This is a genomic window from Tenacibaculum sp. DPLXC6, assembly GCF_056815515.1.
Genome location: NZ_CP141806.1, coordinates 1473435 through 1498692 on the forward strand (window position 1 = coordinate 1473435; position 25258 = coordinate 1498692).

The 25258-nt window shown below is 30.4% G+C and carries 31 protein-coding genes; 12 read left to right on the plus strand and 19 right to left on the minus strand.

Annotated features, from left to right (window positions below; translation table 11 throughout):
• Window positions 1–15: 15 nt before the first annotated feature.
• The 8 genes from VCM48_RS06645 to VCM48_RS06680 form a co-directional block, all read right to left on the minus strand.
• Entirely contained in the window at window positions 16–204 is a 189-nt protein-coding gene (locus tag VCM48_RS06645; RefSeq protein WP_482272060.1) for a class I lanthipeptide, read from the minus strand.
• Between the two features lie 83 nt (window positions 205–287).
• Complete coding sequence (locus tag VCM48_RS06650) at window positions 288–470, minus strand: class I lanthipeptide (protein ID WP_482272061.1); 183 nt, start codon at window positions 468–470, stop codon at window positions 288–290.
• 86 nt (window positions 471–556) lie between these two features.
• Window positions 557–739: a class I lanthipeptide gene (locus VCM48_RS06655; RefSeq protein WP_482272062.1), complete on the minus strand. Its 183-nt coding sequence runs from the start codon at window positions 737–739 to the stop codon at window positions 557–559.
• A gap of 13 nt (window positions 740–752) precedes the next feature.
• A complete protein-coding gene (locus VCM48_RS06660) occupies window positions 753–941 on the minus strand; it encodes a class I lanthipeptide (protein ID WP_482272063.1) in 189 nt (62 codons plus the stop codon).
• Between the two features lie 14 nt (window positions 942–955).
• Window positions 956–1138 carry a class I lanthipeptide gene (locus tag VCM48_RS06665; RefSeq protein WP_482272064.1) on the minus strand — a complete coding sequence of 61 codons (183 nt, stop codon included), beginning with the start codon at window positions 1136–1138 and terminating at the stop codon, window positions 956–958.
• Window positions 1139–1159: 21 nt separating this feature from the next.
• Window positions 1160–1348, minus strand: coding sequence for a class I lanthipeptide (locus VCM48_RS06670; protein ID WP_482272065.1), 189 nt, complete (start codon window positions 1346–1348; stop codon window positions 1160–1162).
• Between the two features lie 105 nt (window positions 1349–1453).
• Window positions 1454–3829: an outer membrane beta-barrel family protein gene (locus VCM48_RS06675; RefSeq protein ID WP_482272066.1), complete on the minus strand. Its 2376-nt coding sequence runs from the start codon at window positions 3827–3829 to the stop codon at window positions 1454–1456.
• Between the two features lie 54 nt (window positions 3830–3883).
• Window positions 3884–4570, minus strand: coding sequence for a hypothetical protein (locus VCM48_RS06680; RefSeq protein ID WP_482272067.1), 687 nt, complete (start codon window positions 4568–4570; stop codon window positions 3884–3886).
• Window positions 4571–4738: 168 nt separating this feature from the next.
• Here VCM48_RS06680 and VCM48_RS06685 point away from each other — a divergent pair, with 168 nt between their 5' ends.
• Window positions 4739–5500: a response regulator transcription factor gene (locus VCM48_RS06685; protein WP_440122451.1), complete on the plus strand. Its 762-nt coding sequence runs from the start codon at window positions 4739–4741 to the stop codon at window positions 5498–5500.
• Here the strand turns inward: VCM48_RS06685 and VCM48_RS06690 are convergent.
• The 7 genes from VCM48_RS06690 to VCM48_RS06720 form a co-directional block, all read right to left on the minus strand.
• Window positions 5497–6240: a ThiF family adenylyltransferase gene (locus tag VCM48_RS06690; RefSeq protein ID WP_440122452.1), complete on the minus strand. Its 744-nt coding sequence runs from the start codon at window positions 6238–6240 to the stop codon at window positions 5497–5499. The genes VCM48_RS06685 and VCM48_RS06690 overlap by 4 nt on opposite strands.
• A 198-nt stretch (window positions 6241–6438) precedes the next feature.
• Window positions 6439–6822 (minus strand): hypothetical protein, encoded by a 384-nt coding sequence (locus tag VCM48_RS06695; RefSeq protein WP_482272068.1) that lies wholly within the window; start codon window positions 6820–6822, stop codon window positions 6439–6441.
• Window positions 6823–6832: 10 nt separating this feature from the next.
• On the minus strand, window positions 6833–7252 hold the full coding sequence (locus VCM48_RS06700) for a GreA/GreB family elongation factor (protein ID WP_482272069.1): 420 nt from the start codon (window positions 7250–7252) through the stop codon (window positions 6833–6835).
• An 11-nt stretch (window positions 7253–7263) separates the two neighbouring features.
• The gene (locus VCM48_RS06705; RefSeq protein ID WP_482272216.1) at window positions 7264–8565 is read right to left on the minus strand and encodes a Glu/Leu/Phe/Val family dehydrogenase; all 1302 of its coding nucleotides are present in this window, start codon (window positions 8563–8565) and stop codon (window positions 7264–7266) included.
• An 86-nt stretch (window positions 8566–8651) separates the two neighbouring features.
• Entirely contained in the window at window positions 8652–8831 is a 180-nt protein-coding gene (locus tag VCM48_RS06710; RefSeq protein WP_124590993.1) for a hypothetical protein, read from the minus strand.
• 184 nt (window positions 8832–9015) lie between these two features.
• On the minus strand, window positions 9016–10341 hold the full coding sequence (locus VCM48_RS06715) for a sigma-54-dependent transcriptional regulator (protein WP_482272070.1): 1326 nt from the start codon (window positions 10339–10341) through the stop codon (window positions 9016–9018).
• 5 nt (window positions 10342–10346) lie between these two features.
• Entirely contained in the window at window positions 10347–11444 is a 1098-nt protein-coding gene (locus tag VCM48_RS06720; protein WP_482272071.1) for a sensor histidine kinase, read from the minus strand.
• A 145-nt stretch (window positions 11445–11589) separates the two neighbouring features.
• On the opposite strand from VCM48_RS06720, the gene VCM48_RS06725 reads away from it, so the two are divergent.
• Genes VCM48_RS06725 through VCM48_RS06735 form a run of 3 tightly spaced genes read left to right on the plus strand, consistent with a single transcriptional unit; the run spans window position 11590 to window position 13119 of the window.
• Window positions 11590–12201, plus strand: a complete 612-nt coding sequence (locus VCM48_RS06725; RefSeq protein ID WP_121148185.1) for a DUF4230 domain-containing protein — start codon at window positions 11590–11592, stop codon at window positions 12199–12201.
• Complete coding sequence (locus VCM48_RS06730) at window positions 12201–12566, plus strand: MmcQ/YjbR family DNA-binding protein (RefSeq protein WP_482272072.1); 366 nt, start codon at window positions 12201–12203, stop codon at window positions 12564–12566. Before VCM48_RS06725 ends, VCM48_RS06730 begins: the two co-directional genes overlap by 1 nt.
• A 4-nt stretch (window positions 12567–12570) precedes the next feature.
• The gene (locus VCM48_RS06735) at window positions 12571–13119 is read left to right on the plus strand and encodes a 5-formyltetrahydrofolate cyclo-ligase (protein ID WP_482272073.1); all 549 of its coding nucleotides are present in this window, start codon (window positions 12571–12573) and stop codon (window positions 13117–13119) included.
• A 46-nt stretch (window positions 13120–13165) separates the two neighbouring features.
• Here VCM48_RS06735 and rho read toward each other — a convergent pair whose 3' ends face one another.
• Window positions 13166–14773, minus strand: coding sequence for a transcription termination factor Rho (rho, locus tag VCM48_RS06740; protein ID WP_440122460.1), 1608 nt, complete (start codon window positions 14771–14773; stop codon window positions 13166–13168).
• 199 nt (window positions 14774–14972) lie between these two features.
• Here rho and VCM48_RS06745 point away from each other — a divergent pair, with 199 nt between their 5' ends.
• The 4 genes from VCM48_RS06745 to VCM48_RS06760 all read left to right on the plus strand — a co-directional run bounded on the left by VCM48_RS06745 (window position 14973) and on the right by VCM48_RS06760 (window position 19134).
• Window positions 14973–15407, plus strand: coding sequence for a DUF4293 domain-containing protein (locus VCM48_RS06745; RefSeq protein WP_440122461.1), 435 nt, complete (start codon window positions 14973–14975; stop codon window positions 15405–15407).
• 218 nt (window positions 15408–15625) lie between these two features.
• The gene (locus tag VCM48_RS06750) at window positions 15626–16282 is read left to right on the plus strand and encodes a response regulator (protein ID WP_482272074.1); all 657 of its coding nucleotides are present in this window, start codon (window positions 15626–15628) and stop codon (window positions 16280–16282) included.
• 273 nt (window positions 16283–16555) lie between these two features.
• Window positions 16556–17236, plus strand: coding sequence for a hypothetical protein (locus tag VCM48_RS06755; protein ID WP_482272075.1), 681 nt, complete (start codon window positions 16556–16558; stop codon window positions 17234–17236).
• Window positions 17237–17367: 131 nt separating this feature from the next.
• Window positions 17368–19134, plus strand: coding sequence for a tetratricopeptide repeat-containing sensor histidine kinase (locus tag VCM48_RS06760; RefSeq protein WP_482272076.1), 1767 nt, complete (start codon window positions 17368–17370; stop codon window positions 19132–19134).
• Here VCM48_RS06760 and VCM48_RS06765 read toward each other — a convergent pair.
• Complete coding sequence (locus VCM48_RS06765) at window positions 19117–19614, minus strand: metallophosphoesterase family protein (protein WP_482272077.1); 498 nt, start codon at window positions 19612–19614, stop codon at window positions 19117–19119. The two genes, VCM48_RS06760 and VCM48_RS06765, sit on opposite strands and share 18 nt — an antisense overlap.
• 247 nt (window positions 19615–19861) lie before the next feature.
• Between VCM48_RS06765 and truA the strand changes: the two genes are divergently transcribed.
• The 3 genes from truA to VCM48_RS06780 all read left to right on the plus strand — a co-directional run bounded on the left by truA (window position 19862) and on the right by VCM48_RS06780 (window position 22888).
• Entirely contained in the window at window positions 19862–20596 is a 735-nt protein-coding gene (gene truA, locus VCM48_RS06770) for a tRNA pseudouridine(38-40) synthase TruA (protein ID WP_482272078.1), read from the plus strand.
• On the plus strand, window positions 20596–22362 hold the full coding sequence (locus VCM48_RS06775) for an ABC transporter ATP-binding protein (protein ID WP_482272079.1): 1767 nt from the start codon (window positions 20596–20598) through the stop codon (window positions 22360–22362). The genes truA and VCM48_RS06775 overlap by 1 nt, the downstream gene beginning before the upstream one ends.
• Window positions 22363–22432: 70 nt before the next feature.
• Entirely contained in the window at window positions 22433–22888 is a 456-nt protein-coding gene (locus VCM48_RS06780) for a hypothetical protein (protein ID WP_274641126.1), read from the plus strand.
• A gap of 47 nt (window positions 22889–22935) precedes the next feature.
• On the opposite strand, the gene cdaA is transcribed toward VCM48_RS06780, so the two are convergent.
• A complete protein-coding gene (gene cdaA / locus VCM48_RS06785) occupies window positions 22936–23718 on the minus strand; it encodes a diadenylate cyclase CdaA (RefSeq protein ID WP_125066882.1) in 783 nt (260 codons plus the stop codon).
• Between the two features lie 80 nt (window positions 23719–23798).
• Window positions 23799–24617, minus strand: a complete 819-nt coding sequence (gene folP, locus VCM48_RS06790; RefSeq protein ID WP_482272217.1) for a dihydropteroate synthase — start codon at window positions 24615–24617, stop codon at window positions 23799–23801.
• Window positions 24618–24697: 80 nt separating this feature from the next.
• Here folP and VCM48_RS06795 point away from each other — a divergent pair, with 80 nt between their 5' ends.
• Entirely contained in the window at window positions 24698–25243 is a 546-nt protein-coding gene (locus tag VCM48_RS06795) for a DUF1599 domain-containing protein (protein WP_099213972.1), read from the plus strand.
• The last annotated feature ends 15 nt before the right edge of the window (window positions 25244–25258 follow it).

Here is a 25258-nt window from a genome sequence, read left to right on the forward strand (position 1 = left end):
CACTTAATGATTTGATTATCGTAACTCTTCTGCCGTCCCGTTACAGGTTCCTGTATCACAGGAAGCATTACAAGTAAAGTTTAAGCAAGAGATACTATCTGCCCCTCTAACCCCTCCTTTTACTTGAGACATTTGTGATTCCTGAAGCTTTGTAATTGCTTCTTTATTTAACCTTAATCCTTTGTTTAATGTGATTTTTTTCATGTTTCTTATATATTTAAATTAGTAGAATTAAGGTGGAACATTTATCACTACTTAAATAGCTCCACCTTCTTTACTTTTATCTATTAATAAATTTCGTTTTCTTTACACGAATTTTTATTACACGACTTGATACATGATCCATTTAAGCAAGTAAGATCTTCTGCTTGGTTAATTCCTCCTTTAAAAGAAGTCATTTGAGAATCTTGAAGTTTTGTTATAGACTCTTTATTTAACTTCAATCCTTTGTTTAATGTGATTTTTTTCATTTTATTTGTATTTGATAATTAGTAGAATTAAGGTGGAACATTTATCACTACTTAAAATGGCTCCACCTTTTTTTTAGTTTTAACTCTTAGTAGATTTCGTTTTCTTTACAAGAGTTTTTGTTACATGATTTTATACATGAACCATTTAAACAGGTAAGCCCATCGGCTTCTCTTATACCTCCTTTAAAAGTTGACATTTGAGAGTCTTGAAGTTTTGTTATAGACTCTTTATTTAACTTCAATCCTTTGTTTAATGTGATTTTTTTCATCTTTTAAAGTTTATTAGTAAATAACTTGATCTCCACCTTTACAAGAGTTTTTATTACAAGATTCAATACATGAACCATTTGCACAGGTAGCTCCTGCTGCCTCTCTCACACCTCCTTTAAAGGAAGACATTTGAGAGTCTTGAAGTTTTGTTATTGATTCTTTATTTAATCTTAATCCTTTGTTTAATGTGATTTTTTTCATCTTTTTAAAATTTATTATTGTATTTGGTTAGCATTACATGAGTCCTCATTACAAGACTTGATACAAGATCCATTTGCACAAGTAAGTCCATCAGCCTCTCTTATACCTCCTTTAAAAGTTGACATTTGAGAATCTTGAAGTTTTGTTATAGACTCTTTATTTAATTTTAACCCTTTGTTTAATGTGATTTTTTTCATCTTTTTAAAATTTATATTTAATTAATAAATTACTTGATCACCACCTTTACAAGAATCTTCGTTACAAGACTTAATACAAGATCCGTTTGCGCAAGTAACACCTGCTGCCTCTCTTATACCTCCTTTAAAAGTCGACATTTGAGAATCTTGAAGTTTTGTAATTGATTCTTTGTTTAATTTTAATCCTTTGTTTAATGTGATTTTTTTCATCTTTTTAAAAAATTTATATTTAATTAATTATCAATCATATTTTTAAGACTTTAACTGTTTTCGGTCTATAAAACCTTGGCCTTGGTTGTTTTGTTTGCTCAATTTTTATTGAGCTCTATTTTGTATATCTCTATTACCAGATCTATCTCTTTTTGTTCTAATTTTTTTATTTCCAAAAGTGTATCTTACTATAAAGCTTAATGATCTTGAATCGTAATAATTATTATAAGTTGTTTTAACATTATTATAATAACCTGTTACAGTGGTTACACTTGTTTTTAAAATATCATTGGCATACATCACTAAATTTAAATCTCCTTTTAATAATTTTAATCTTAGAGACAAATCTAAAGGACCGTAACCTCCATGTCTTGAAACATTTTGCTTCGCTGCAAAAACATGGTAATAATTAACTCCTAGTGATAGTGTTTTTTTAGAATTTAATTTGATGTAGTTCTGAGTTTGTACAAAGGCATTAAATCCTTCTTGTTCTCCAATAGTTTCAGGTATTGATGAAGACATTTTAGAATACCCTACATCTATTGTATTATATGAAGTCAACCAGTTTAACTTATCATATATATATGTATCTGTTATTCCGAAATTTTCTACATTTAAATGATTATAATACGTATAGTTTACTACTTTACTTACAGGGTCTAATTCTGAAACCTGTTCATACCTATCAGTAATCTTTTGACCATAAACCTTTAATTCATTCTTTTTAGAATTAAATATCAACTCTAGATTAGTAATAAATGAAGGTTGTAAAAACGGGTTACCTTGTATTGTTTTAAAGGGGTTTACAACAATCTTAAAAGGATCTAAACTTTCAAATCTAGGTCTATTCAATCTCCTACTTACATTAAGCGATAGTGATTGCCCCCCCTTCAAACTGTAAGTAAGATATAGTGTAGGAAAAAACTTAGTGTATTTATTTTCGTTCGATTGGTTATTTGATTTAGAATATGATTTAGTTACTGTACTTTCTACTCTAAGCCCAGCTTTTGCGCTAAACTTTTCTGAAACCTTCTTAGTTCCTGAAACATATGCTGCATAAATATGCTCATCATAATTAAAGATATTAGACTGATTCTCATCTAAAATTGGTGCTCCATTAAAACTATCGTAAAACTTAAAGTCATTATTAGTCTGAGAAAAAGACACCTTACCTCCTAACTTTATATCTATTGAGTTATAGGGTAACGATACGTCTATCTTTCCTGAAATATTTTCAAAATCATAATCTATACTTGTATTATTTGAAAAAGTAGGGGTTGTAGTATTTTGCTCTCTTCTTTCTCCTTTATTTTCGCCTTCTTTAAACGAAGTAGATTTATAATAATCCACATCTAACGAAACCTTTTTTCCTAAACTATCTAGTTTAATTGTATTGTAAAAATTTAGAGCATGAGTCTTGGCATCTTTGTTAGAAACCCCATCTGACAATAAAGAATACTTCAACTCATTATTTAAATTGTAAATTAAATCTTTATTATCTGTCGAATAGATTACGTCTGAGTTTGTTCCTGAGTATCCTAACCCTAATTCCCATTTTTTAGTTAGAGTTTGAGTAAACGATAATCTATAATTTAAATACTCATCTTCATACTCTGAAGGTCCTCTACCTCTCCATGTTTCATTTAAAAAAAAGTTATTATTTCTAAAAATGTTTCTTTTAAGGTAAAGTCCATTAGAAATGTTTACAGTTAAATATGTATTCTTTTTTTTATAATTTAAAGCGAAGCTTCTTCCGTACGAGAACAATGTTCTCTGAGTGCTTGATAATCTAGCTATTGCGCTCCAAAAATCTTTCTTTTCTTTCTTTAAGACTATATTGATTATCCCTCCATTCCCCTCTGCCTCAAATTCTGAAGGAGGTACTGTTATTACTTCTACTTTAACAATGTCAGAACTATTAATACTAGCTAAATACCCTCTTAAATCGTCTCCTCTCAATGGCAACATTTTACTATTAACCATTACTCTTACAAAACTTTTACCCAACATTGTTAGTTGATCATCTCTAACAACTACATTGGGCGTTACTCTTAATACTTCTATGGCGGAACCTAGCTCTTGAGCAACTGTTTTATCTATATTAAAAACTAACCGATCATTTTTCCTAACTAATGTTTGTTTTTTACTTGTTATTAACACTTCATCAAGCAAACTTGCATCTTCTTCTAAAACAATATCTCCTAAATCATTAGTTATTACATCAATTTTCTTGGTTTTAAAACCTAAAAAGCTTACTTTAATAAAAAATGAAGTTTTTTCTTTTACTTTTAATCTAAACCCCCCTCTATCGTCGGTAGTTACTCCACCTATGAACTTCTCATTTGTAGAATCATATGCTATCACATTGGCTAGAGAAATTGGTTGCTTTCCTGCATCAACAACCATCCCTTCATATGTTATTTGAGAGAGAATATTTGTACACATTAAAAGCAAAATCATATTTAGAATCTGTTTCTTCATTTTTTAATTTATTTTATTATACTTCAAATTTAAATGATCATTACAGCTGTCTTATTACACTAAAGTGTAGTTAGTTGACTGATTACCAACAACTACACTTTCGGGTAGCTTTGATTTTTTTACCGAACTCTCGTCCATCGATTTAAATATTAAATGCTTATTTTTTCTATAGAACTCTATTAAACCTGAATAAGTCATACACACAGGTATAGTCTCTGACCCTAAGTAATTTACTGACTCTCCGACCACAGTAGCTTCTATTCCTAATATTCTTAAAACCCTCAATAATTTACTATCACACTCTGCAAAAGCTACGGAATTTTCTTTTTCACATATTGGTGTTATGGCACAGATCATGAGTTTTTTGAAAAGGTTTATATCACTCACTTCTTTTTTTATTGCGAATCTACCTATATGCCAAATTGTTTTCAAAGGAGACATCCCTGCAATCTCTATTGGGTTTATCCCAAATATTTTTTGAATTGGTAACTTTTTTGAGTAATCCCATCTTAATACTCTTATTGCTCCTTCAATTTCTCCTTTATCTCCTTTTGAAACAAAAACTTTCGAACTCTTCAAAAAACCTAACTCTTCCTTATAAATAGATTTAACACTTGAATAATAATTACTAGGTAAGTTTCCTTTTGTATGATGTTTAAAGTTCTCTTTAACTATAAATTCAGCTAAATTTATTATTTCACTTGATGATAATATTTCTAAGGATGTGTTTTTAAAAGTCATAACATTGTGTTTTATACTTCCAAAACTATCTATAGACCTAAGCTTTTAAATTACACTAAAGTGTAGTTAAGTGTTTGATTATCAAAAAACTACACAAAAGTGTAGTTTTATTAGACCTAATAATATACTTTTTAGTAGATTTGTTGAGACTCTTCAATATTTTTAATTATGAAAAACAACATCAATGATTTTTTCTCGATGAAAAACACTGTTGATAATATTTCTGAAAGTGAACTACTTAAAACATCTGATTATTTAGCTCCTATCAAAGCTTTTGCTCGAACTACTTATAAAAGCATTTATATTATTGACTATCAAAAAAAAGGATTTGAATATGTTTCTGACAACCCCTTATTCTTATGTGGTCATACAGCTGAAGAAGTAAAAGAAATGGGGTATGCTTTTTATTTTAAATATGTTACACCACCCGATTTAGATTTACTTTTAAAAATAAATACAGTAGGGTTTGATTTTTTTGAAAAACTACCTATTGAAGAAAGGTTACTTTACACAATTTCTTATGATTTTAGTATTAAAAACCAAGAGAAAAAAAACATTTTAATAAACCAAAAATTAACTCCTTTATTTTTAAGTAATGATGGTAAAGTTTGGAAGGCTATATGTATTATCTCTTTATCTACAGAGCAACACTCTGGAAATATTAAAATATACAAACAAGGAGACAACAAAATGTTTACTTATAATCTGGAAGGTGAATATTGGAAAACAGAAGAAAAAATAACCCTTACAAATAGAGAAAAAGAAATCTTACAATATTCTGCAAGGGGTTTTAAAATTAATGAAATAGCCGAATCTATTTTTGTTTCTCCTGATACTGTTAAATTTCATAGAAAAAAATTATTTGACAAATTAGAAGTCGCCAACATAACAGAAGCTATTTCTTTTGCTACTAATAATAGACTTATTTAGCTATTGATAGATGACAAGTAAAATTCAGGAAATTTTTTTACCGATTTCCCTGTAGAAATATTAAATAGCAAGTGCGTACAAATAGACGCCACTAACCATGACGCAACAGATAATTGAGGAGGAGGTAATATTTTTTTTTCTTTTTTATACTCCTCTATAACATCCTCTATCCATTTTTGAGGTTTTCCCCAAAACTTCATATAACTTACTGCATATTCTACCATTTTCACTTCATTAAACTTTTCTTCTTCCTTAGCTATTGATTCTAGTGATAAACTATCAGGAGTAATTACAGAAACTAAAGCTCCCCAACCTAAATTATATGGATGAATAATTGGAATCCCTTTATCCCTACAAATCTTATCAAATATTAACGGTATGTCAGATGTAAAATCTAAAGCGTTTATCGCTACTTTGTGTCCTTCAATTATTGAGTGTATATTTTCTTTTGTAATAAAACAATTATAAACTGTAATGTCTGCTTTAGGATTAATAGACAACAACCTTTGAGAAAGAGCTTCCACCTTATCAGTTTTAATATCTTTTTCAGTATAATTCTGCCTATTTAAGTTTGATAGCTCAACCTCATCTCCATCAACAATAGTAATTTTTTCAAAACCTAACCTTAAAGCACACTCAGCAATATTACTACCTATACCACTACCACCTAATAAGATTGGATAATCCTTTATCAACTCTTGTTCTTCTGGTTTAATATATATTCTATTTCTACTATACATTGATTCTTTCTAAGATTTATTTAAACAAAAATAACTAAACATACCTAATCAAACCTTACACTAAAGTGTAGTTATTAAAACATTAATACACCTCTTAAGAGCTCTTAATATTTTTAAAAATAAAAAACCTTGGAACTACATGATCCCAAGGTTTTACAACTAACTCTACAAATCTAACATACTTGCTTTACAAGAATGCTATTCTTTTAGTAAAACTTCCTCAAAAAACTTGTCTTTAAGTTTTTGGTAAGCTTCCAAATTATTGTGATAATTCTCACGTAACCTATCGTACTCTCCTAAATAAGCCATGTCACACTGAATATCATCACACTCCGCTACGTTAACATAGGTGTTTGAGTATGACAAAACAGTTTTATAAAGCTCATTGTTTATTTTTTTTCTCTCAGAAAAAAGCTTCAATGTTTCTTCAGAAATGGCTTTATTTAAAAAGTGTTCATGTAAGCTTAAAAGATTGTCAATTTCTTTATTAATATATTGCAATTGATCTACCCATCCTTTTAATTCTACATGGTTGTATTTATGTACTACATCTATATCGCTACCGTGATTATTAAGTGTCATTTTTTTGTCTTTAAATTAAGGTGCTAAAACTCTCTTCCCCCTCTTTTTGAGTTACTTTTAAAATTTCAACTTCTTTCCTTCCTCCTGGTAAATCCCAGTGAACTACATCGTTTAAAGCATAACCAAATAAAGCTATGCCTATTGGTGTTAAAATAGAAATCTTGTTGTTTTTTAAATCCTTTTCAGTTGGTTTTACAATCTGAATAGTTTTTTTCCAATCATCTCCAGAAGTTATAGTCACAACAGTATTCAATCGTACCACATCATCTAGCATTTCTTCTTCATCTAAAATTTTAGCCGATTTTAATTCTTCAGCAAACTTATCTAGTGATGTTTGTACTTTACCTTCTTCAGTATGCTCTGAAATATTTAGCAAACTCTTAATGTACACATACTCTTTTTTCTCTAAAACTAAACTTCCGTGTTTCATTTTACTTCTTTTTATGGAAAAATACCTCGTTGAACATAAGCCTTTTCAATACGCTGTATAGCTATACAATAAGCTGCTTTTCGCATATCTACACCTTCTAATTTTGCATAGTCTGAAACTCTGGTATATGAATCTTTTAGTTTCTTATCTAATCGTACAATAACCTCTTCCATATTCCATAACTCACCATTACGGTTTTGAAGCCATTCAAAGTAACTAGTAATTACACCACCTGAATTACATAATATATCAGGAATTATTGTTACTCCTTTTTCTAAAAGGATTTTTTCTCCTTCTACATTTATAGGTCCATTTGCTCCTTCTGCTATTAAACTAGCCTTAATTAGGTGTGCGTTATCTTCAGTTATTTGGTTCCCTAAAGCGGCAGGAATACAAATATCACAGTCAATAGCAAAGAAGTCTTTCTTTTCTATCTCTGTTGACTCTGGGTACCCAACTAAACTTCCGTTATTAGCTTTTGTATAGTTGAAAAGGTCTTCTACCTTAATTCCACTTGTATTTTGAATACTTCCGTAAGCATCTTGAACTCCTGTCATTTTAGCTCCTTCTTTTTCTAAGAAATAAGCAGCCCAATACCCTACATTCCCAAAACCTTGAACGATAAAGGTTTTACCTTCTAAGGTTTGGTTATTTTCTTCTATCCAAAACTTAATTGTTAGGAACACTCCGTAACCTGTAGCTCTGTCTCTTCCTTCTAAACCTCCACTACCAATTGGTTTTCCTGTAACTACATGTTGATTCATTGAACGTTCTGCAGGAGCCTTAGTACTCATATACGTATCTGCCATCCACGCCATAGTTTGAGCGTTTGTGTTTACATCTGGAGCAGGAATATCATGTTCTGGCCCAATATTATCACCTAAAGCAAACGTAAAACGTCTTGTAATTCGTTCTAATTCATCTTTTGAATATTTAGTAGGATCAATTTGTATACCTCCTTTACCTCCACCGTATGGTAAACCTGCCAAAGATGTTTTCCATGTCATCCACATAGCCAGAGCTCTTGCAGCATCTATATCTACCGTTGGATGATAACGTAAACCTCCTTTATATGGTCCCAAAGCATTGTTGTGCTGTACACGATATCCTTGAAAAATTTCAACATCACCATTATCCATCTTCACAGGAAAATTAACAATGATTTCGTTATTCGTAATACTTAATATTTTACGAATATTTGGGTGTAAACCAATTTGATCAGATGCACTATTAAACTGCTCTAATACATTATCAACCATCCCTCTAGCATTCTTTCGCTTCGCTGGTTTTTTTAATTCTTTGGTTAATGTCATCTCACTTATGTTTGAATTTATTTTACTTTCTGATACTTCTCTTTTTGTATTATTCATACTTTATTTATTAGTAAGCTTTTCTTGTCTTAAGCAGTTTGAATTTGCATTTCTGGGCTTACAACTGCCTCTTCTTTCTTCTCTTTCTCTACTACTTCATTTACCTCATTATACTCACTACACGACCATACCTTTTCTTTAGATTTGGTTAACACACATGTATTTACTTCTATACATGATGGACAAATATTAAAAGGATTCGTATTCATAAATTACATTTATTTTATTTTCATCTATAAAGGCAAATGGCATGCCGACGAACATACCAAAAAAGTAAAAAACCTCTGAATCCCTTTATTTACAAAGGACTCAGAAGTTTATTTGAAATTTGATTTTAAAGTTGAAGTGGGGAGTTTCTCCTCATGTGGAGAAAAAACTCTCAAAAAAGATGTTTTATTCTTTCAGCTTTTCTCGCAGTGTCTTACGATCTATTTGGAGAATTTTTGCCGCTTTTGTTTTATTATTATTAGTAGCATTTAATACATGTTGTATGTGACGCTTTTCCATTTCTTTTAAAGATATCAATCCTTCTTCAGAAAAATCGACATTATATTTTAATGAATCAGGTAAGTGTTCTACCTCTACTATACGATCACACATAATTACCGCACGTTGTATTATATTTTCTAACTCCCTTATATTTCCAGGCCAATTGTATCGTTGAAGTATATCTGTAGCTTTGGGACTTATTTTTATAAATCTATCTTTGTACTCTACTCCATATTTAAATAGAAACTTTTCCACCAACATAGAAATATCCTCTTTTCTTTCTCTTAAAGGTGGCACCTCTATTTCAACAACTGTTAATCTATAGAACAAATCTTCTCGAAACGTTCCTTTTTGAATCAATTCCTTTAGATTATTGTTTGTTGCTGCAATAATTCTAACATCAACTTTTTCTGCTTTTTGGGCTCCAACCTTTACTACTTCCTTTTCCTGTAAAACTCTTAATAATTTAGATTGTACATTTAAAGAAGCGTTACCTATTTCATCTAAAAAAATAGTTCCTCCATTTGCTGCTTGAAAAAAACCATTCCTATTACTTTCTGCTCCTGTAAAAGCACCTTTTACATAACCAAATAATTCAGATTCTAATAAATTTTCAGGAATTGCCCCACAGTTTACAGCTATATATGGCCCTTTAGCAAACTTACCTTCATAGTGTATTGCTCTTGCTACTAATTCTTTACCTGTACCGCTTTCACCTTTAATAGAAACTGTAGCTTTATTATTTTTAACTCGATCTATTATTTGGAAAATTTCATTAATCTTTTCTGAAGCCCCTATCATGTCTCCATAAAAGTCTTTCTTCTCTTTTTTTTGAGCAGCACTTTTCTTACTTATTCCTGATTTTGCTAATGCATCATCCATTGCCGTTTTCAACTCATTTTTAGTAAACGGCTTCGTTAGGTATGCTACTACACCTGACTTAATTGCCTCTAGTGAATCTTGAACAGATGGATACCCTGTTACAATAAGTTTTGGTAGCTTTGGATAATGCTCTGAGACAAATTTAACTAACTCGAAACCATCAACTTCAGGCATTTTTAAATCTGTAATTAACAAATCAATTGGTGTATCTCTTAAAATTGTAACTGCTTCTTTAACCGATACCGCCTTGTAGGTATGATAATTCCAAGACTGTAAATGTCGATGTAACAATTCTAAAATATGAACATCATCATCTACTATTAATATATTTTCTTTTTTTAACGGCATTTCTTTTATTTTGGTAACCTAACCTCAAAGATAGCACCTTTTTCAATGCCATTTTTAGCAGTTATTGTTCCTTTATGACTCGATACAATACCATGTACAACACTTAATCCTAGCCCTGTTCCTTCTCCTGTTGGTTTCGTTGTGAAGAAAGGTTGAAACACTTTTTCAAGAGCTTCGTTACTTAAGCCTATTCCTTCATCAGAAATCCTTAAAATAACTTCTTTATCTGTTTGGAATGTTTCTATGGTTACAAGCCCGTTTTTAGGTGAAAAATAAATAGCGTTTATAATAAGATTAAAAATAATTTGAGTAAGTTGAACTGTGTCTGCTCGCAACCATAATTCCGACTCCTCAACTTTCACTAAATATTTTACAGACTGTCTTCTAAAAGTAGCGTCTAGTAAATTTATAGCATCTTTTATACTCGGAATTATGTTTACTTTTTTCATTTCTTGTGGCATTTCACAAGCAAAATACATGAGTTTTTTTACTACTTCTCTTGAAAAAATTGCACTTTGAATAATTTTATCTACATCTGCCAAAGCCTTTTCATTACTAGACATATCTGCTTTCAATAGTTCTGAATAACCTAATATATTAGCTAAAGGAGTATTTAATTCATGGGCAATACCAGCGGTTAATTCTCCTAAGATTGATAAACGGTCGGCATGCTCCATTTTACGTCTCATCGACAACTCATTGTTCTTTATTTCAATACGCTCTAAAAGTCCTCCTATTTTTATAGCAACGGTATCAAATAATTCTTTTTCTTCCTTTAGATATAAATTGTCCTTAAGTTCCTTTCCTTTTATAAATGCTGATATTTTCCCTTTAGGAATATTAAATACTGAAATAGGACTTGAAATAATACAAAGCTCTTCCTCGGTTTTACTGTCCTCTTCAGAATATTTTTCCGTATCAATAAAAACTCGCGTATTTTTTGGAAACTGTAATGCTTTTTTTAAACTTTTAGCTATAGCTTTTAAAGCTACATCAACTTGATCTAGGTTTGCATTTATTATTAAAGAGGTTACTTCATATAAACAAGTTAGCTCTTTTATACGTTCTTTTAGTTCTTTTTCTGTTGCGCTTGCTGATCCCATTAAGTAGTTGTTTTACTCTGATAAACTCTTTTACTTTCTGAGAATAAAAATACAAAATAACTTTCCTCCACTTACTACATTTATAAAAACCACTACAATATATATTCTCTTTTATGCTTTACCTATTTTATGTAAATTCGTAACTATGGAATTACTTTTTATAGGTTTGGCAGGAGGTGCCATTATATCCTATTACATTTTTAAAAAATTCACCTCAGCAAAAAGAAAAAATTTAACCGAAAAACAATCGGTAGTTCTGCTAGATAAGATTAAAAAAGTATCTAAATTAATTACTGTTGAAGGAGAATTTGCCGAAATATATCATCATGAAAATACCAAAGAGAAGTTTTTAGGACTTGTTACGAGTAAGAAAAAAGCTATTATTTTAATTAATGCTAAAGTTCATATTGGTTTTGATTTTAGAAAAATAAAAATGCATACCGACACGAAGAAAAAGGTATTGGTTTTATCTGAATTCCCACAGCCAGAAGTATTTTCAATAGAACCAAACTTACGTTTCTATGACATACAAAACGGATTGCTTAACAAATTTAGTTCTGAAGATTTAACTGAAGTAAATAAAGAAGCTAAAGATCACATACTTCAAAAAATACCTGAAAGTAATTTAATGCAAACAGCAAATAAAGAAGCCTTAGAAGCTGTTACCTTAATGCAGAATTTAGTGGAGACTATTGGATGGAAATTAGACTACACAGCTTTAAAGATTCCTGAATCAACTCAAAACTTAATTGAATAATGAATATTGAAGAATTTCGTAACTATTGCATTACCAAAAAAGGAGTAACTGAACATTTTCCTTTCGATGATAATGTTTTAGTATTTAAAGTAATGAATAAAATGTTTGCTTTATCGGGTTTAGATAGCTGGGAGCAACATGAGCCTAAGGTTAATTTAAAATGTGAACCTGAGCGTGCTTTAGAATTAAGAACTGAGTACGAAAGTATTAATCCAGGTTTTCATATGAGTAAGAAACATTGGAACACGGTTACTTTAAACAATGATGTTTCTGATACTTTTGCTTTTGAGTTGATTGACCATTCATATGAACTTATTGTAAAAGGGTTAACAAAAAAACTTAAAGAAGAATTAAAATCGCTATAACCCAATGCTTAAATCTGACCTTAGAAAACTATACAAACAAAAAAGAAATGCCCTTACTCTAACTGAAAAAGAAAAATTACAAGGGAGCATTTACCAACAAATATTCGAGTTAAAAACTGATGATATTTATACTGTACATTTGTTTTTATCCATGCGAAAATTTAATGAAATAGACACTCAACCTATCATCGATTTTTTTAGAGATAAAAGAAAAAGAATTATTGTTAGTCGTTGTAATTTTGAAGATGACTCACTAACTCATTTCTATTTTGAAAAAGACACCAAACTAGAACTCAACAAATTTGGAGTTCCAGAACCTATAAAAGCAGAAGAAGCTGATGTAAAAGACATCGACTTGGTTTTTGTACCTATGTTAATTTCTGACGAACAAAACTATAGAGTTGGTTACGGAAAAGGGTTTTATGATCGGTTTTTATCAGAATGTAGAGAAGACACTCAAACTATCGGACTCAACTTCTTTTCTCCTATCAAAAAGATAGAAGATACCCATGAATTTGATGTCCCATTAAATTCTGTGATATACCCAAAATAAAAAATCCCGCTCTTAGCGGGACTTTTTATTTTATATAACTAACGGATTATCCATTCATTGAAATCAGGAACTCCTCGTTATTTAATGATCTTTTAATTCTATCTTGAATAAACTCCATTGCTTCAATAGGGTTCATATCTGCCAAATATTTGCGTAATACCCACATACGTTGTACTGTCTTTTCATCTAATAATAAATCATCACGACGTGTACTCGATTTAATTAAATCAATTGCAGGATAAATTCTACGGTTAGCAATGTTACGTTCCAATTGTAACTCCATATTACCTGTTCCTTTGAATTCTTCAAAGATAACCTCATCCATTTTCGAACCAGTTTCGGTAAGTGCAGTAGCAATAATAGTTAACGAACCACCATTTTCAATATTACGAGCTGCTCCAAAGAAACGTTTTGGTTTATGTAATGCATTGGCATCAATACCTCCTGATAAGATTTTACCAGACGCTGGTGCTACTGTATTGTATGCTCTTGCTAAACGTGTTATAGAGTCTAATAAAATTACAACATCATGCCCACATTCAACTAATCGTTTTGCTTTTTCTAAGACTATATTAGCAACACGTACATGTTTATCAGCTGGTTCATCAAAAGTAGAAGCAACTACTTCACCACGTACACTACGTTGCATATCAGTAACCTCTTCTGGACGTTCATCAATTAATAAAACTATTTGATATACCTCTGGGTGATTAGCTGCAATTGCCTTTGCTACATCTTTTAGTAATACCGTTTTACCAGTTTTAGGCTGCGCTACAATCATACCACGTTGTCCTTTTCCTATTGGAGAAAACAAATCGATAATTCTAGTTGATAATGAGCTTCCTTTTTCTGCTAAATTGAACTTTTCATCAGCAAATAACGGAGTTAAGTGTTCAAAAGAAACACGGTCACGAACAATGTTCGGGTTTAATCCATTAATTTTTGAAACCCTAATTAATGGGAAGTACTTCTCTCCTTCTTTTGGAGGACGTACATTACCTCTAACTGTATCACCTGTTTTTAATCCAAATAATTTTATTTGAGACTGTGATACGTAAATATCGTCAGGTGATGATAAGTAGTTATAATCAGAAGAACGCAAGAATCCATATCCATCAGGCATCATTTCTAATACACCTTCACTTTCAATAATTCCATCAAATTCAAAATCTGGGTCACGGTATTTGTTACCACTCTTATGATGTTGTTTATTACTATTCTGATTTTTATTATGCTTATTACCTCTGTTATGGTTTTTATTATGCTGCTGCTTTTGCTGTTGAGGTTGTTGCTGTTTTTTATTATCGTCTGAAGCTTGAGTTTGCTTCTTCTCTTCTTGCCTTTTCTTAGGCTTACTAACAACTTCCTTTTTTTCTGGAGCTTTATTTACTTCTGGTTCTTTAACAACTTTACTTTCTGGCTTTTCTGTAGTAGTTTTAGCTTCAGTCTTAGTTATTCTTTTCCTTTTTGGCTTATCTGCCTTAGGTGCTGGTTTTGGTTTTGCCTCATTAGCACTTGCTTCTGCTTGCGCATCTAAAATTTTGTACACCAAGTCTAATTTTTTAAGTTGACTAATCTTGGTTAATCCTATTGATTTGGCAATAACTTGTAAATCAGCTAATTTTTTAGTTTTTAATTCCGAAATATCGAACATTCGTTAAATAATTAAGTTACTAAAATTCCTTATATATAAAGAATTATTTTGTATTAAGTTTTGTTTTGAGTGCTAATTATATAGGGGCTATATAATAATTTTGTGCGGTTACATACAAGGCAAATATATACAAATATTTTAACTTCTAATATTTCTTTTTAAAAAAAGAAGTATTACATTTGCTACCCGATAAAAAATTATGATACAAAGAATACAATCTATTTACCTATTAGTGGCAGGAATTATCTCTGGAGGATTGACTTTTCTATTTAGTCTTTGGAGTAACTCTCAAACTAACACTATATATATATTAGATTTGTTTTCTGGAAACTCAATTCTAGAAAAAAGTATTCCTGTTTTATTTTTTATCTCGGCTTTAGTAGCTATTGCAACAATATTTTTATTTAAAAATCGTCAGTTACAATTTGTTCTAAACCGCTTAAACATATTGATAAATCTTTTTTTATTAGGAGTATTGATATATTTATCACAAACATTATCTGGAGAAGCTTCGGTTTCTGAGAAAGGTATTGGGATGTTCTTTCCTATCATTGTTATTTTGCTGTTAGTTTTAGCAAATAGAGCCATTAAGAAGGATGAAGATCTTGTAAAATCTGTAGATAGATTACGATAAACCTAACATCTTAGTATATTTAGTGCGAAAAAAACCGAGGATTAAACCTCGGTTTTTTTATTTTTGTTCTTAGCATATTCAAGGCCTACAGCTTTAAATGTTAAAGAAATGTTAAAAAAAACTCAGGGTTAACCCTGAGTCATTAATGAAACGATTAGGGATATTGTGTATTGTACACACTGTTTTAACCTCATAAATTTGTAACTGTAATAACAACCATGAATTACAACAAGATAAAAGTTCACATAGCAGATGACCATAAGATCTTAATAGACGGAGTCATTGCTTTATTAAATACTGAAGACGACATTGAAATTGAGGGTTTTTCTTTAACTGGAAGGCAAGTAGTAAACTGGTCTTCTAAAAATACAGCAGATGTATTAGTTTTAGATATTAACATGCCTGAAATGGATGGTATAGAAGTTTTAAAAGCGTTTAAAAAACGTAACACAACAATTAAAACAATAATACTATCTAGTTTAAGCGACCCAAAACTTGTTCAAGAAATGATTGCGTTAGGCGCTAATGGTTTTGTAGATAAAAGTCGAGCTAATGAGCAAATAATTGATGCTATTAAAGTTGTACACAACGGTATACAATATATTAGTGAAGATATTAAAGTAAAATTATTAGACCTATATGCTTCAGATGTAAAAGACGAAGATGAAACAGAGTTTTTGCATGGAGATTTAACTGAGAGGGAAATTGCTGTATTAAAGTTAATTGCTAAAGAGAAAAGCTCCAACGAAATTGCAGATCAGCTCAATGTCAGTATAAAAACAGTAGAAACATACAGAAGTAATTTATATAAAAAATTAAAAGTAAAAAATGTAGTAGGTTTAGCGATGTATGCAGTGAGAAACAAAATAGTGTAAAGACATAATCAACCCTTCAAATTTTCTTTAGTCCCCCAGATTAAGAAGAAGCCCCCCGAGTCTATACACTTTATGCATCGCTAATCAACTACTGCTAATAACAATAAACCCAATAGCGATGTACGCGTTATTTAACATAGTATAGAAAACCCCTTCATTTTGTTTTCTTTTATCCCCTAAGAGATATCGTTCCCCGTCTCTTAACATCTATCCTAAGTACATCGCTATTTTTTTTAAAAAAAGAAGTCTAATCTCAATAAACACCAATAAGTCATGAAAAAATTTACTCCTTATTTCCTAGCTTTGAGCCTTAGTGTTATTTTCGCTTCTTGTTCTTCTAACGAAGCGGAAGTTATAGAGAATAATCCTGAAAGCTTATTACAATCATATACACTTAAAAGAGATGCTACTGGTGCTTATTCTATTGATTTTAATACAACAGATAACACAGATGTGACTACAGTAACTAATGTAGACAACTCAAAAGAAATAATTTTAGCTGAAACCCCACAAAAAACAGCTACAAAACACTCAAATGATTTTTCTATTGAAAACGATCATTTAAAAATTGGTTTTTTAGAAGCTTCTAATGGCAAACAAAAGAATATATATATAGAAGATGAAAATATTACCTTTGCTAAAGGTGTTACTGAGTTTTTAAACTCTTATAGTATTACATCCAATGGTGACGGTACATACAAATTGGATTTTACTGTTAATGATAATGTTGCTACTGATTTTAAATATAATGAAGATTTAGAAGTATATGAAGTTCATTTATCTGAAGGTAACTCTGACGAAAAACAATTCTCAAGAGATTTAAGAATAGATTCAAATGAGCTTCTAAAAATTAATTTTATTAACTATAAGAATGTTTCTGCAAAAGGAGCAGTATTAGAATCTATTAGTGAAAAACCTAAAGTAGTTATAGGTGATGGTAGTACTTTTGTGTAGAAAAGAGTTATTTTTATCCAATGATGAGCTTTTTTAGAATTTCTTTTTTACTGGTTTTATTTATTCTGTGTAGTATACACAATTCTCTTGGAAAAGAGACAGGTAGTTATTTTGCATTTTATAAAAAAAATGTGCTTTTAAAAAAACATAATCAAGATTCTCTGTATGTAAAAAAATATGAGGTCGCCCTAAATAAATACAAAAAAGGAAAATATGCTGAAGCTTTAAAAGAATGTTTACCTATTTATGAAAAAAGCAAAAAAGATAAAGAACAAAAAATTTTCCGCCAAGTATCCAATCTTTTGGGAGACATATATATTAATACAAACAACTATGATAAGTCACTTTTCTATTACCAAGAACTGTTGACATCTTTGAAAAATGATTCAAATTTAACTTTTGATAAAATTAATAAAGACTCTCTCAGCAATCAACTTCTTAGTAAAACTTATTTACAACTTGGTAGTTTATACCAAAAAAAACATAGAAACAGTATTATTAATAAGGATATTAAAAACTCAATTAACTTCAAAGATTCTGCTATCGCTTACTATAGAACCTTAGAAAATATGAGTTCATTTTCCCATGGTGTTAATAAATTCAAAGCTATTTCCTATTATAACCTATCTGGTATTTATTTAAAAGATACTCTTTATGATAAAGCTATAGAATATGCTATAAAAGCTGTAAACATTCATAAAAGCAATAATGATAATATAAACTTATCTGGTGCTCTTAACAACCTAGGTAACGTTTATCTTTCTTTAAAAAATTTTGAAAAAGCAAAAGAATATTATTCTAGTGGGATAGAATTTATTGAAGACAACAATAGTCAAAAAGCCGTAAAAATAAAAGCTAATTTATACTATAATTTAGCTTGGGCAATGAGAAACCTTAAAGACTATAAAGCATATGATTATCAGGAGTTATCCTATGAAATAGAAGACAGTCAAAGAGAAAAAGAAATACGAAAAATAATAGAAGAGATTACCTTAAATCATAAAGAAAACTTAGAAAAAGAAAAGGTTAATTTAGTTAAAGAACAACGAAAACTAGAAGAAGCACAAGAAGCCAAAACCTCTATGCTTTTTGGTGCTTTAAGTTTTTTAGTCTTAATTATTTCGGGAGTAATCATATATAACTATAAACTTCGTCAGAAAAATCTACGCCTTAAATTATCTGAAAGTAAACTTATACAACAACAAAATCTTGAAAAAGTTAAATCAGAAGCACAAGTTAAAATTCTTAACGCTACAATAGACGGAAAAGAAACTGAACGAAAACTCATTGCAGAAATATTACATGATAATGTTAGTGCATTGCTTTCATCTGCTAATATGCATTTAACAGCTACAAAAAAACAATTTGACGGAGATACTCCTCAAGAAATAGAAAAAACACAAGCTATAATTTCTGAAGCTTCGCAAAAAGTTAGAGATTTATCTCATAACTTGGTTTCCTCAATTCTATTAAAATTCGGACTTGAATACGCTATTAAAGACGTCGTTAAAAAGTATTCTAACAGTCAATTAAAACTAGATGTTTCTGCAAAAAACATCAACAGATATAATCAAGAGTTTGAAATAAAAATATTTAACGTGATTCAAGAGTTAATCAATAACATATTGAAACACAGTAAAGCCAAACATGCACAAATAGATTTAAAAGAAGAGAATAATCAACTAACCGTTCTCGTTAAGGATGATGGGGTAGGATTTTCTACCTCGTCTTCTTCTTTTTCTGATGGTATTGGCCTTAATCAAGTTGAAGCTAGAATTCACATGATGGATGGTAAATTAACCATAAAATCTGAAGTAAATGTAGGCACTTCTATACACATCAAGGTTCCTATACTTAAAAAAGAAAAAAAACTTAGCAAGCTAACCTCTGTTAGCTAGTTCAATAACTTCCATATTCTTTATACTTCCATTATCTATTTCAAAACGCAACATGGTTCTAACTTTATGAAATCCATGATTTCCAGCTGCACCAGGATTTAAGTGAAGTAAATTTAGTTTTTTATCGTATTGAACTTTTAAAATATGTGAATGCCCACAAATAAATAATTGTGGTGTGTTCTTTTTCAGTTCTTCTCTAACTCTTTGATTATACTTATTTGGGTAACCTCCTATATGAGTTATCCAAACTGAAACACCATCAACAACAAATTTATTATCTAACGGAAATTCTGCTCTAGCGTCTTTATCATCAATATTCCCATAAACAGCTCTAAGTGGTTTAAGCTTTTTTATTGCATCAGTAACTTTTAAATCACCTATATCTCCTGCATGCCAAACCTCATCAGCTTGCTTTACAAACTTTAAAATTTGTTCATCAATAAAACTATGTGTATCAGAAAGGAGTAAAATCTTCTTCATTAAAGCAAAACTAATGAATTAAAAAGTAAAAATCCACGACATTACATCATGGATTTCTTTATACTAAGGGGATATTAATGAAAGGGGAATTCACTATCATTTTCTATAAAGGTGACAAAAATAACACAAACATTACAGTTAATCTGTTAACATATGTTAATAAAACTCAAAAACATTATTTTACACTTCTCTCTAGCACTTTTCAAATTAGAATTTTATAATTTAGCTCTTTAAAAATTTACACTTCTTGAGGTATTTTATTGAATTAGCATACAACGGAAAAAACTATCATGGATGGCAGGTACAGCCACATGCAATTTCAGTTCAAGAAAAAATAAATAAGGCAATCAGTACAATTTTAAGAAAAGAAGTAAACATTGTAGGTGCAGGGAGAACAGATTCTGGAGTACATGCTTCACAAATGTTTGCTCATTTTGATGTAGATACTCCAGTAAACGAAAACTTTTCTTATAAATTAAATGCTATTTTGCCCGATGACATAGTCATATTTAGAACACAATTAGTACATGACGATGCCCACACTCGTTTTGATGCTCTTAGCAGAAGTTATGAGTACAAAATTTGGTTAGGTAGAAACCCTTTTTTACTAGATACTACTTGGCAATTACATCATCAGCAATTAAATATAGAGTTAATGAATAAAGCCGCTGCAACCCTATACGACTATGAAGATTTTGAATGCTTTTCAAAAGTAAAGACTGATGTACATACATTTAACTGTACAGTAACTAATGCTGAATGGATTAAAAACGGGAATGAATTAACGTTTCATATCAGTGCCAATCGTTTTCTAAGAAACATGGTTCGTGCTATTGTAGGAACATTAATTGATGTTGGTTTAGAAAAAATAACTGTAAATGATTTCAAAAAAATTATAGAAAGTAAAAATCGTAGTAATGCAGGTGTATCAGTTCCTGCAAAAGGTTTATTTTTAACAAAAGTAAAATACGAATATATATAGTGAGTAAAACAACAGGAAAAGCATTCGATATTAAAATTTTTGCACGACTAATGAGTTTTGCAAAAAAATACCGTGTACGATTTATAATTGCAGCACTATCTACCATTTTACTAGCTGGTTTTGCTGTACTAACCCCTGTCATTTTAATGACAGCTATAGACGATTTCACTGTAACTAAAGATATTTCAAGGCTATTATATTTTACAATTGCTATGATAGCTGTGTTACTTATTCAAGTCTTTTTTCAATTTAGCTTTATTTATTACGCCAACTGGGTGGGTCAACACATTATTAGAGACATAAGAGCCAAAACTTTTAGAAAAATACTTCAATTTAAAATGGGGTATTTTGATAATTCTTCAGTTGGAAAATTGGTAACTCGCGTTGTTTCAGATATAGAAACTATTGCTAACTTTTTTACACAAGGTGTTTTTATGATTGTTAGTGATGTATTAAAAATGATTGTAGTAATCATTGTAATGTTTTATACAAACTGGAAGTTAGCTTTAATTGCTTTAGCAACCCTACCTGTATTAATTTACGCTACCAAATTATTCCAAATAGCTATAAAATCCACCTTTCAAGATGTTCGTAACCAAGTAGCAAACCTTAATAGTTTTGTACAAGAGAGAGTTACTGGAATGAAAATTGTTCAACTCTTTAATAGAGAAAAAATTGAGTATAAAAACTTTATTGAAATTAACAACAAGCACAAAAAAGCTCATGTTAAAACTGTATGGTACTACTCTATCTTCTTCCCTATTGCTGAAATTCTTTCTTCTATTGCAATAGGACTTATTGTATGGTATGGCGGGTTACAAGTTGTTGAAGATAAAACTGTAAGTGTTGGTGCTATTATTGGTTTTATAAAAATGGCTCAAATGCTTTTTAGACCTTTAAGACAAATAGCAGATAAATTTAATCAATTACAAATGGGTATTGTTGCTGGAGAACGTGTGTTTAATGTAATTGATACTGAGAGCTCAATAGATAAAAGCGGAACAATTACTGCTAATAATATACAAGGAACTATTAATTTTAAAGATGTACGATTTAGCTATATTAAAGGAGAAGAAATTTTAAAAGGAATTAGTTTTAGTGTTGAGAAAGGACAAACCGTTGCAATTGTAGGTGCTACAGGAGCTGGTAAATCTACCATTATTAATTTGATAAATCGCTTTTATGAAATAGATAGCGGTGAAATATCTATCGATAATATCCCTGTTCAAGACTATAAAATAGCTTCTTTACGTCAAAAAGTAGCCGTAGTACTTCAAGATGTATTTTTATTTTCTGATAGTATTTTAAACAACATCACTCTTAACAATGAAAGTATTTCTCTTGAAGAAGTTAAAATTGCTGCCAAACAAATTGGAATCCACGATTTTATAATGAGCCTTCCTAATAATTATCATTACAACGTAAAAGAACGCGGAGGTATGTTATCTTCAGGTCAACGTCAATTAATTGCCTTTTTACGTGCCTATGTTAGCAAACCTAGTATTTTGATTTTAGATGAAGCTACTTCTTCTGTTGACGCACATTCAGAACAAATGATCCAATACGCAACTGACGAAATCACAAAAAACAGAACTTCTATTGTAATTGCACACCGCTTAGCAACCATTAAAAAAGCTGATATGATTATTGTTATGGACAAGGGTTGTATAGTTGAAAAAGGAAATCATACAGAATTGTTAAAAAAACATGAGGGCTATTATAAGAATTTGTACGAAAAACAGTTTAATAGTGAAACGGTGGTGTAAATAAATTTGTTTACATCAATCAAAATAGTACATTTGTTATTCAATCTTAAAAACTAAAAATCAATAAACGATGAAAAAAGTAATTTTATCAGTATTTGTAGTTGGTGCTTTATTAGCAACATCATGTAAGAACACTAAAGAAGAAGCTAAAGACGCTACAACAGAAGCTGTTGAAACTGTAGAAAAAGCTACTGAAGAAGCTAAAGAAGCTGCTGCTGAAGCAACTGAAGAAGCTAAAGAGGCTACTGAAGAAGCTGTTGAAGCTGTAGAATCTGCAATCGAAGGTATCGAAATTCCTGAATTTGAAGACCCAAAAGTAGGAGAATACTTACAGTCTTATTCTCAATATGCTAAAGATTATATCGAAGCAAAAGGAGACGTAGTAAAGAACTCTGAATTAGCTAAAAAAGGTGTTGAATTAGCTACACAAGCTAAAGACATCGTTGCTAACTTAGACGAAGAAGCTGCTAAAAAATTCAATAGCGTTATGACTGCTATTCAATCTAAAATGGCTCCTGCTCAATAATCTTTTTTGAACAGAAAATAAAAAAGCTCGCAAGTTGCGAGCTTTTTTTATGCCATTACATCTTTTTCTAATTTCCTATGGAGTTCTTCTAACGATTTATATAACACAAACTCTCCATCTTTTATATACGAAATCTCTCCTGTTTCTTCTGAAACCAACAAACAAATTGCATCCGTTTTCTCACTAACACCAATAGCTGCTCTATGGCGTAATCCAAACCTAGAAGGTATCTTAGCACTATTAGAAACAGGTAATATTACTCGAGTTGCTACAATATAATTATCACGAATAACAGTTGCTCCATCGTGCAACGGACTATTTTTATAAAAAATACTTTCAATAATTGCTTCATTTACCAAAGCATTCATTTTATCACCAGTATTAATTAAAAAATCAAGATTATTTGTTTTCTCTATCACTAACAATGCACCCGTTTTGGTTTTTGATAAATTAACACAAGCTGTCAAAATAGTTTCAACATCTGTTTCTGTATGAATTTCAGTTTTTAGAAACTTCAACTGATTTAAAAACCCTTTTTTAGTAGAGAAATTAGTCGTCCCTATCATTAATAAAAACTTACGAATTTCTTGTTGAAATACAATAATCAATGCTATAACACCACCAGAAAGTAAGTAACCCAAAATTCCACTCAACATTTCCATGTGTAAAGCCTGAGTAACTTTCCATATTAAAAATATAAATGCAATTCCAATTACAATGTTAATAGCTACAGTTCCTTTTAGTAATTTATATATATAGAAAAGCAACACTGCTACTAAAAAAATATCTAACACATCAAGAAACGAAAAGTCGATAAAATCTAAATTCATTAATTTTTTGAAGTTTTTTAACTTTAAAAACAAGTTTTTAGGCATTATAAATTGCCTGATAAGTAAATGTAAGGATTTTATTACAACTGCCCCACAATTTTAACCGCCTCAACTGCCTCCTTTACATCATGCACCCTTAAAATATGTGTACCATTTAACAAAGCAATTGTATTAGCTACGGTAGTAGCATTTAAAGCTTCTTTTGGTGTAACACCTAACAACTTATACAACATTGATTTTCTTGAAACACCAGTTAAAATCGGAACATCTAAACTTTTGAATAGTGATAATTTTTTAAGCAACTCATAGTTTTGATCGAGCGTTTTACCAAAACCAAAACCAACATCAATAATTACATCATTCACCTTTAGTTCACGCAATTTAAAAAGCTGCTCAGCAAAAAAGGAAATCACTTCTGTAACCACATTTTCATATTGTGGATTTTGTTGCATGTTTTGCGGCGTTCCCTTCATATGCATCATAATATATGGAACTTGAAGTTTAGCCACTGTTTTAAACATCTTCTCATCCATCTTTCCTCCAGAAATATCATTAATAATTGCTGCCCCTGCATTAATCGACTCTTCTACCACTCTACTTCTAAAAGAATCTATCGATATAATAATTTCAGGAAAGTTTTTAATCAGCAATTCCACAACAGGAAGCATTCTTTGTAGCTCCTCTTCTTCCGAAATATGTTTTGCTCCTGGTCTTGAAGAATACGCTCCAACATCTATAAACGTAGCTCCTTCACTCAACATCTTTTCTGCTTGCTCAAGAATATCTCGTTCATTTTTATACTTTCCACCATCAAAAAAAGAATCAGGAGTAACATTTAAAATCCCCATAACCTTAGGCTTAGTTAAATCTACTAAGGTTCCTTTACAATTAATTGTCATCATGCTAAATTTCCAAGTAAAAATAAATGAAAAGCTTGTAATATTTACTATTTTTGGTCGAATACTTTTAAATAAGAAAGATGCAGAACACCTCTAAACAGTATGATACTGTAGTTGAAGAATGTAGAAATTTGTTTGTAAAAAAAATGAGTGATTATGGTAGTGCTTGGAGAATATTAAGACTTCCTTCATTAACCGATCAAATATTTATAAAAGCTCAACGCATACGTCAATTACAAGAAAATACTGAACGAAAAGTTGATGAAGGAGAAAAATCAGAATTTATTGGCATTATCAACTACTCAATAATGGCATTAATTCAAATTGAGCTTGGCGTTGTTGAGCAACCTGATTTAACTACTGAAGAGGCTACTAATTTATATGACAAGCACATAAAGATTACCAAAGAATTAATGGAAAACAAAAACCATGATTATGGTGAAGCCTGGAGAGATATGAGAGTTTCTTCGTTAACCGATTTAATTCTACAAAAACTACTTCGTGTAAAACAAATAGAAAACAATCAAGGTAAAACCTTAGTTTCTGAAGGAATTGACGCTAATTATCAAGATATGATTAATTATGCTATTTTTGCCATGATTCACCTTTCTGAATCAGATAATTAACCTAAAAACATCCCT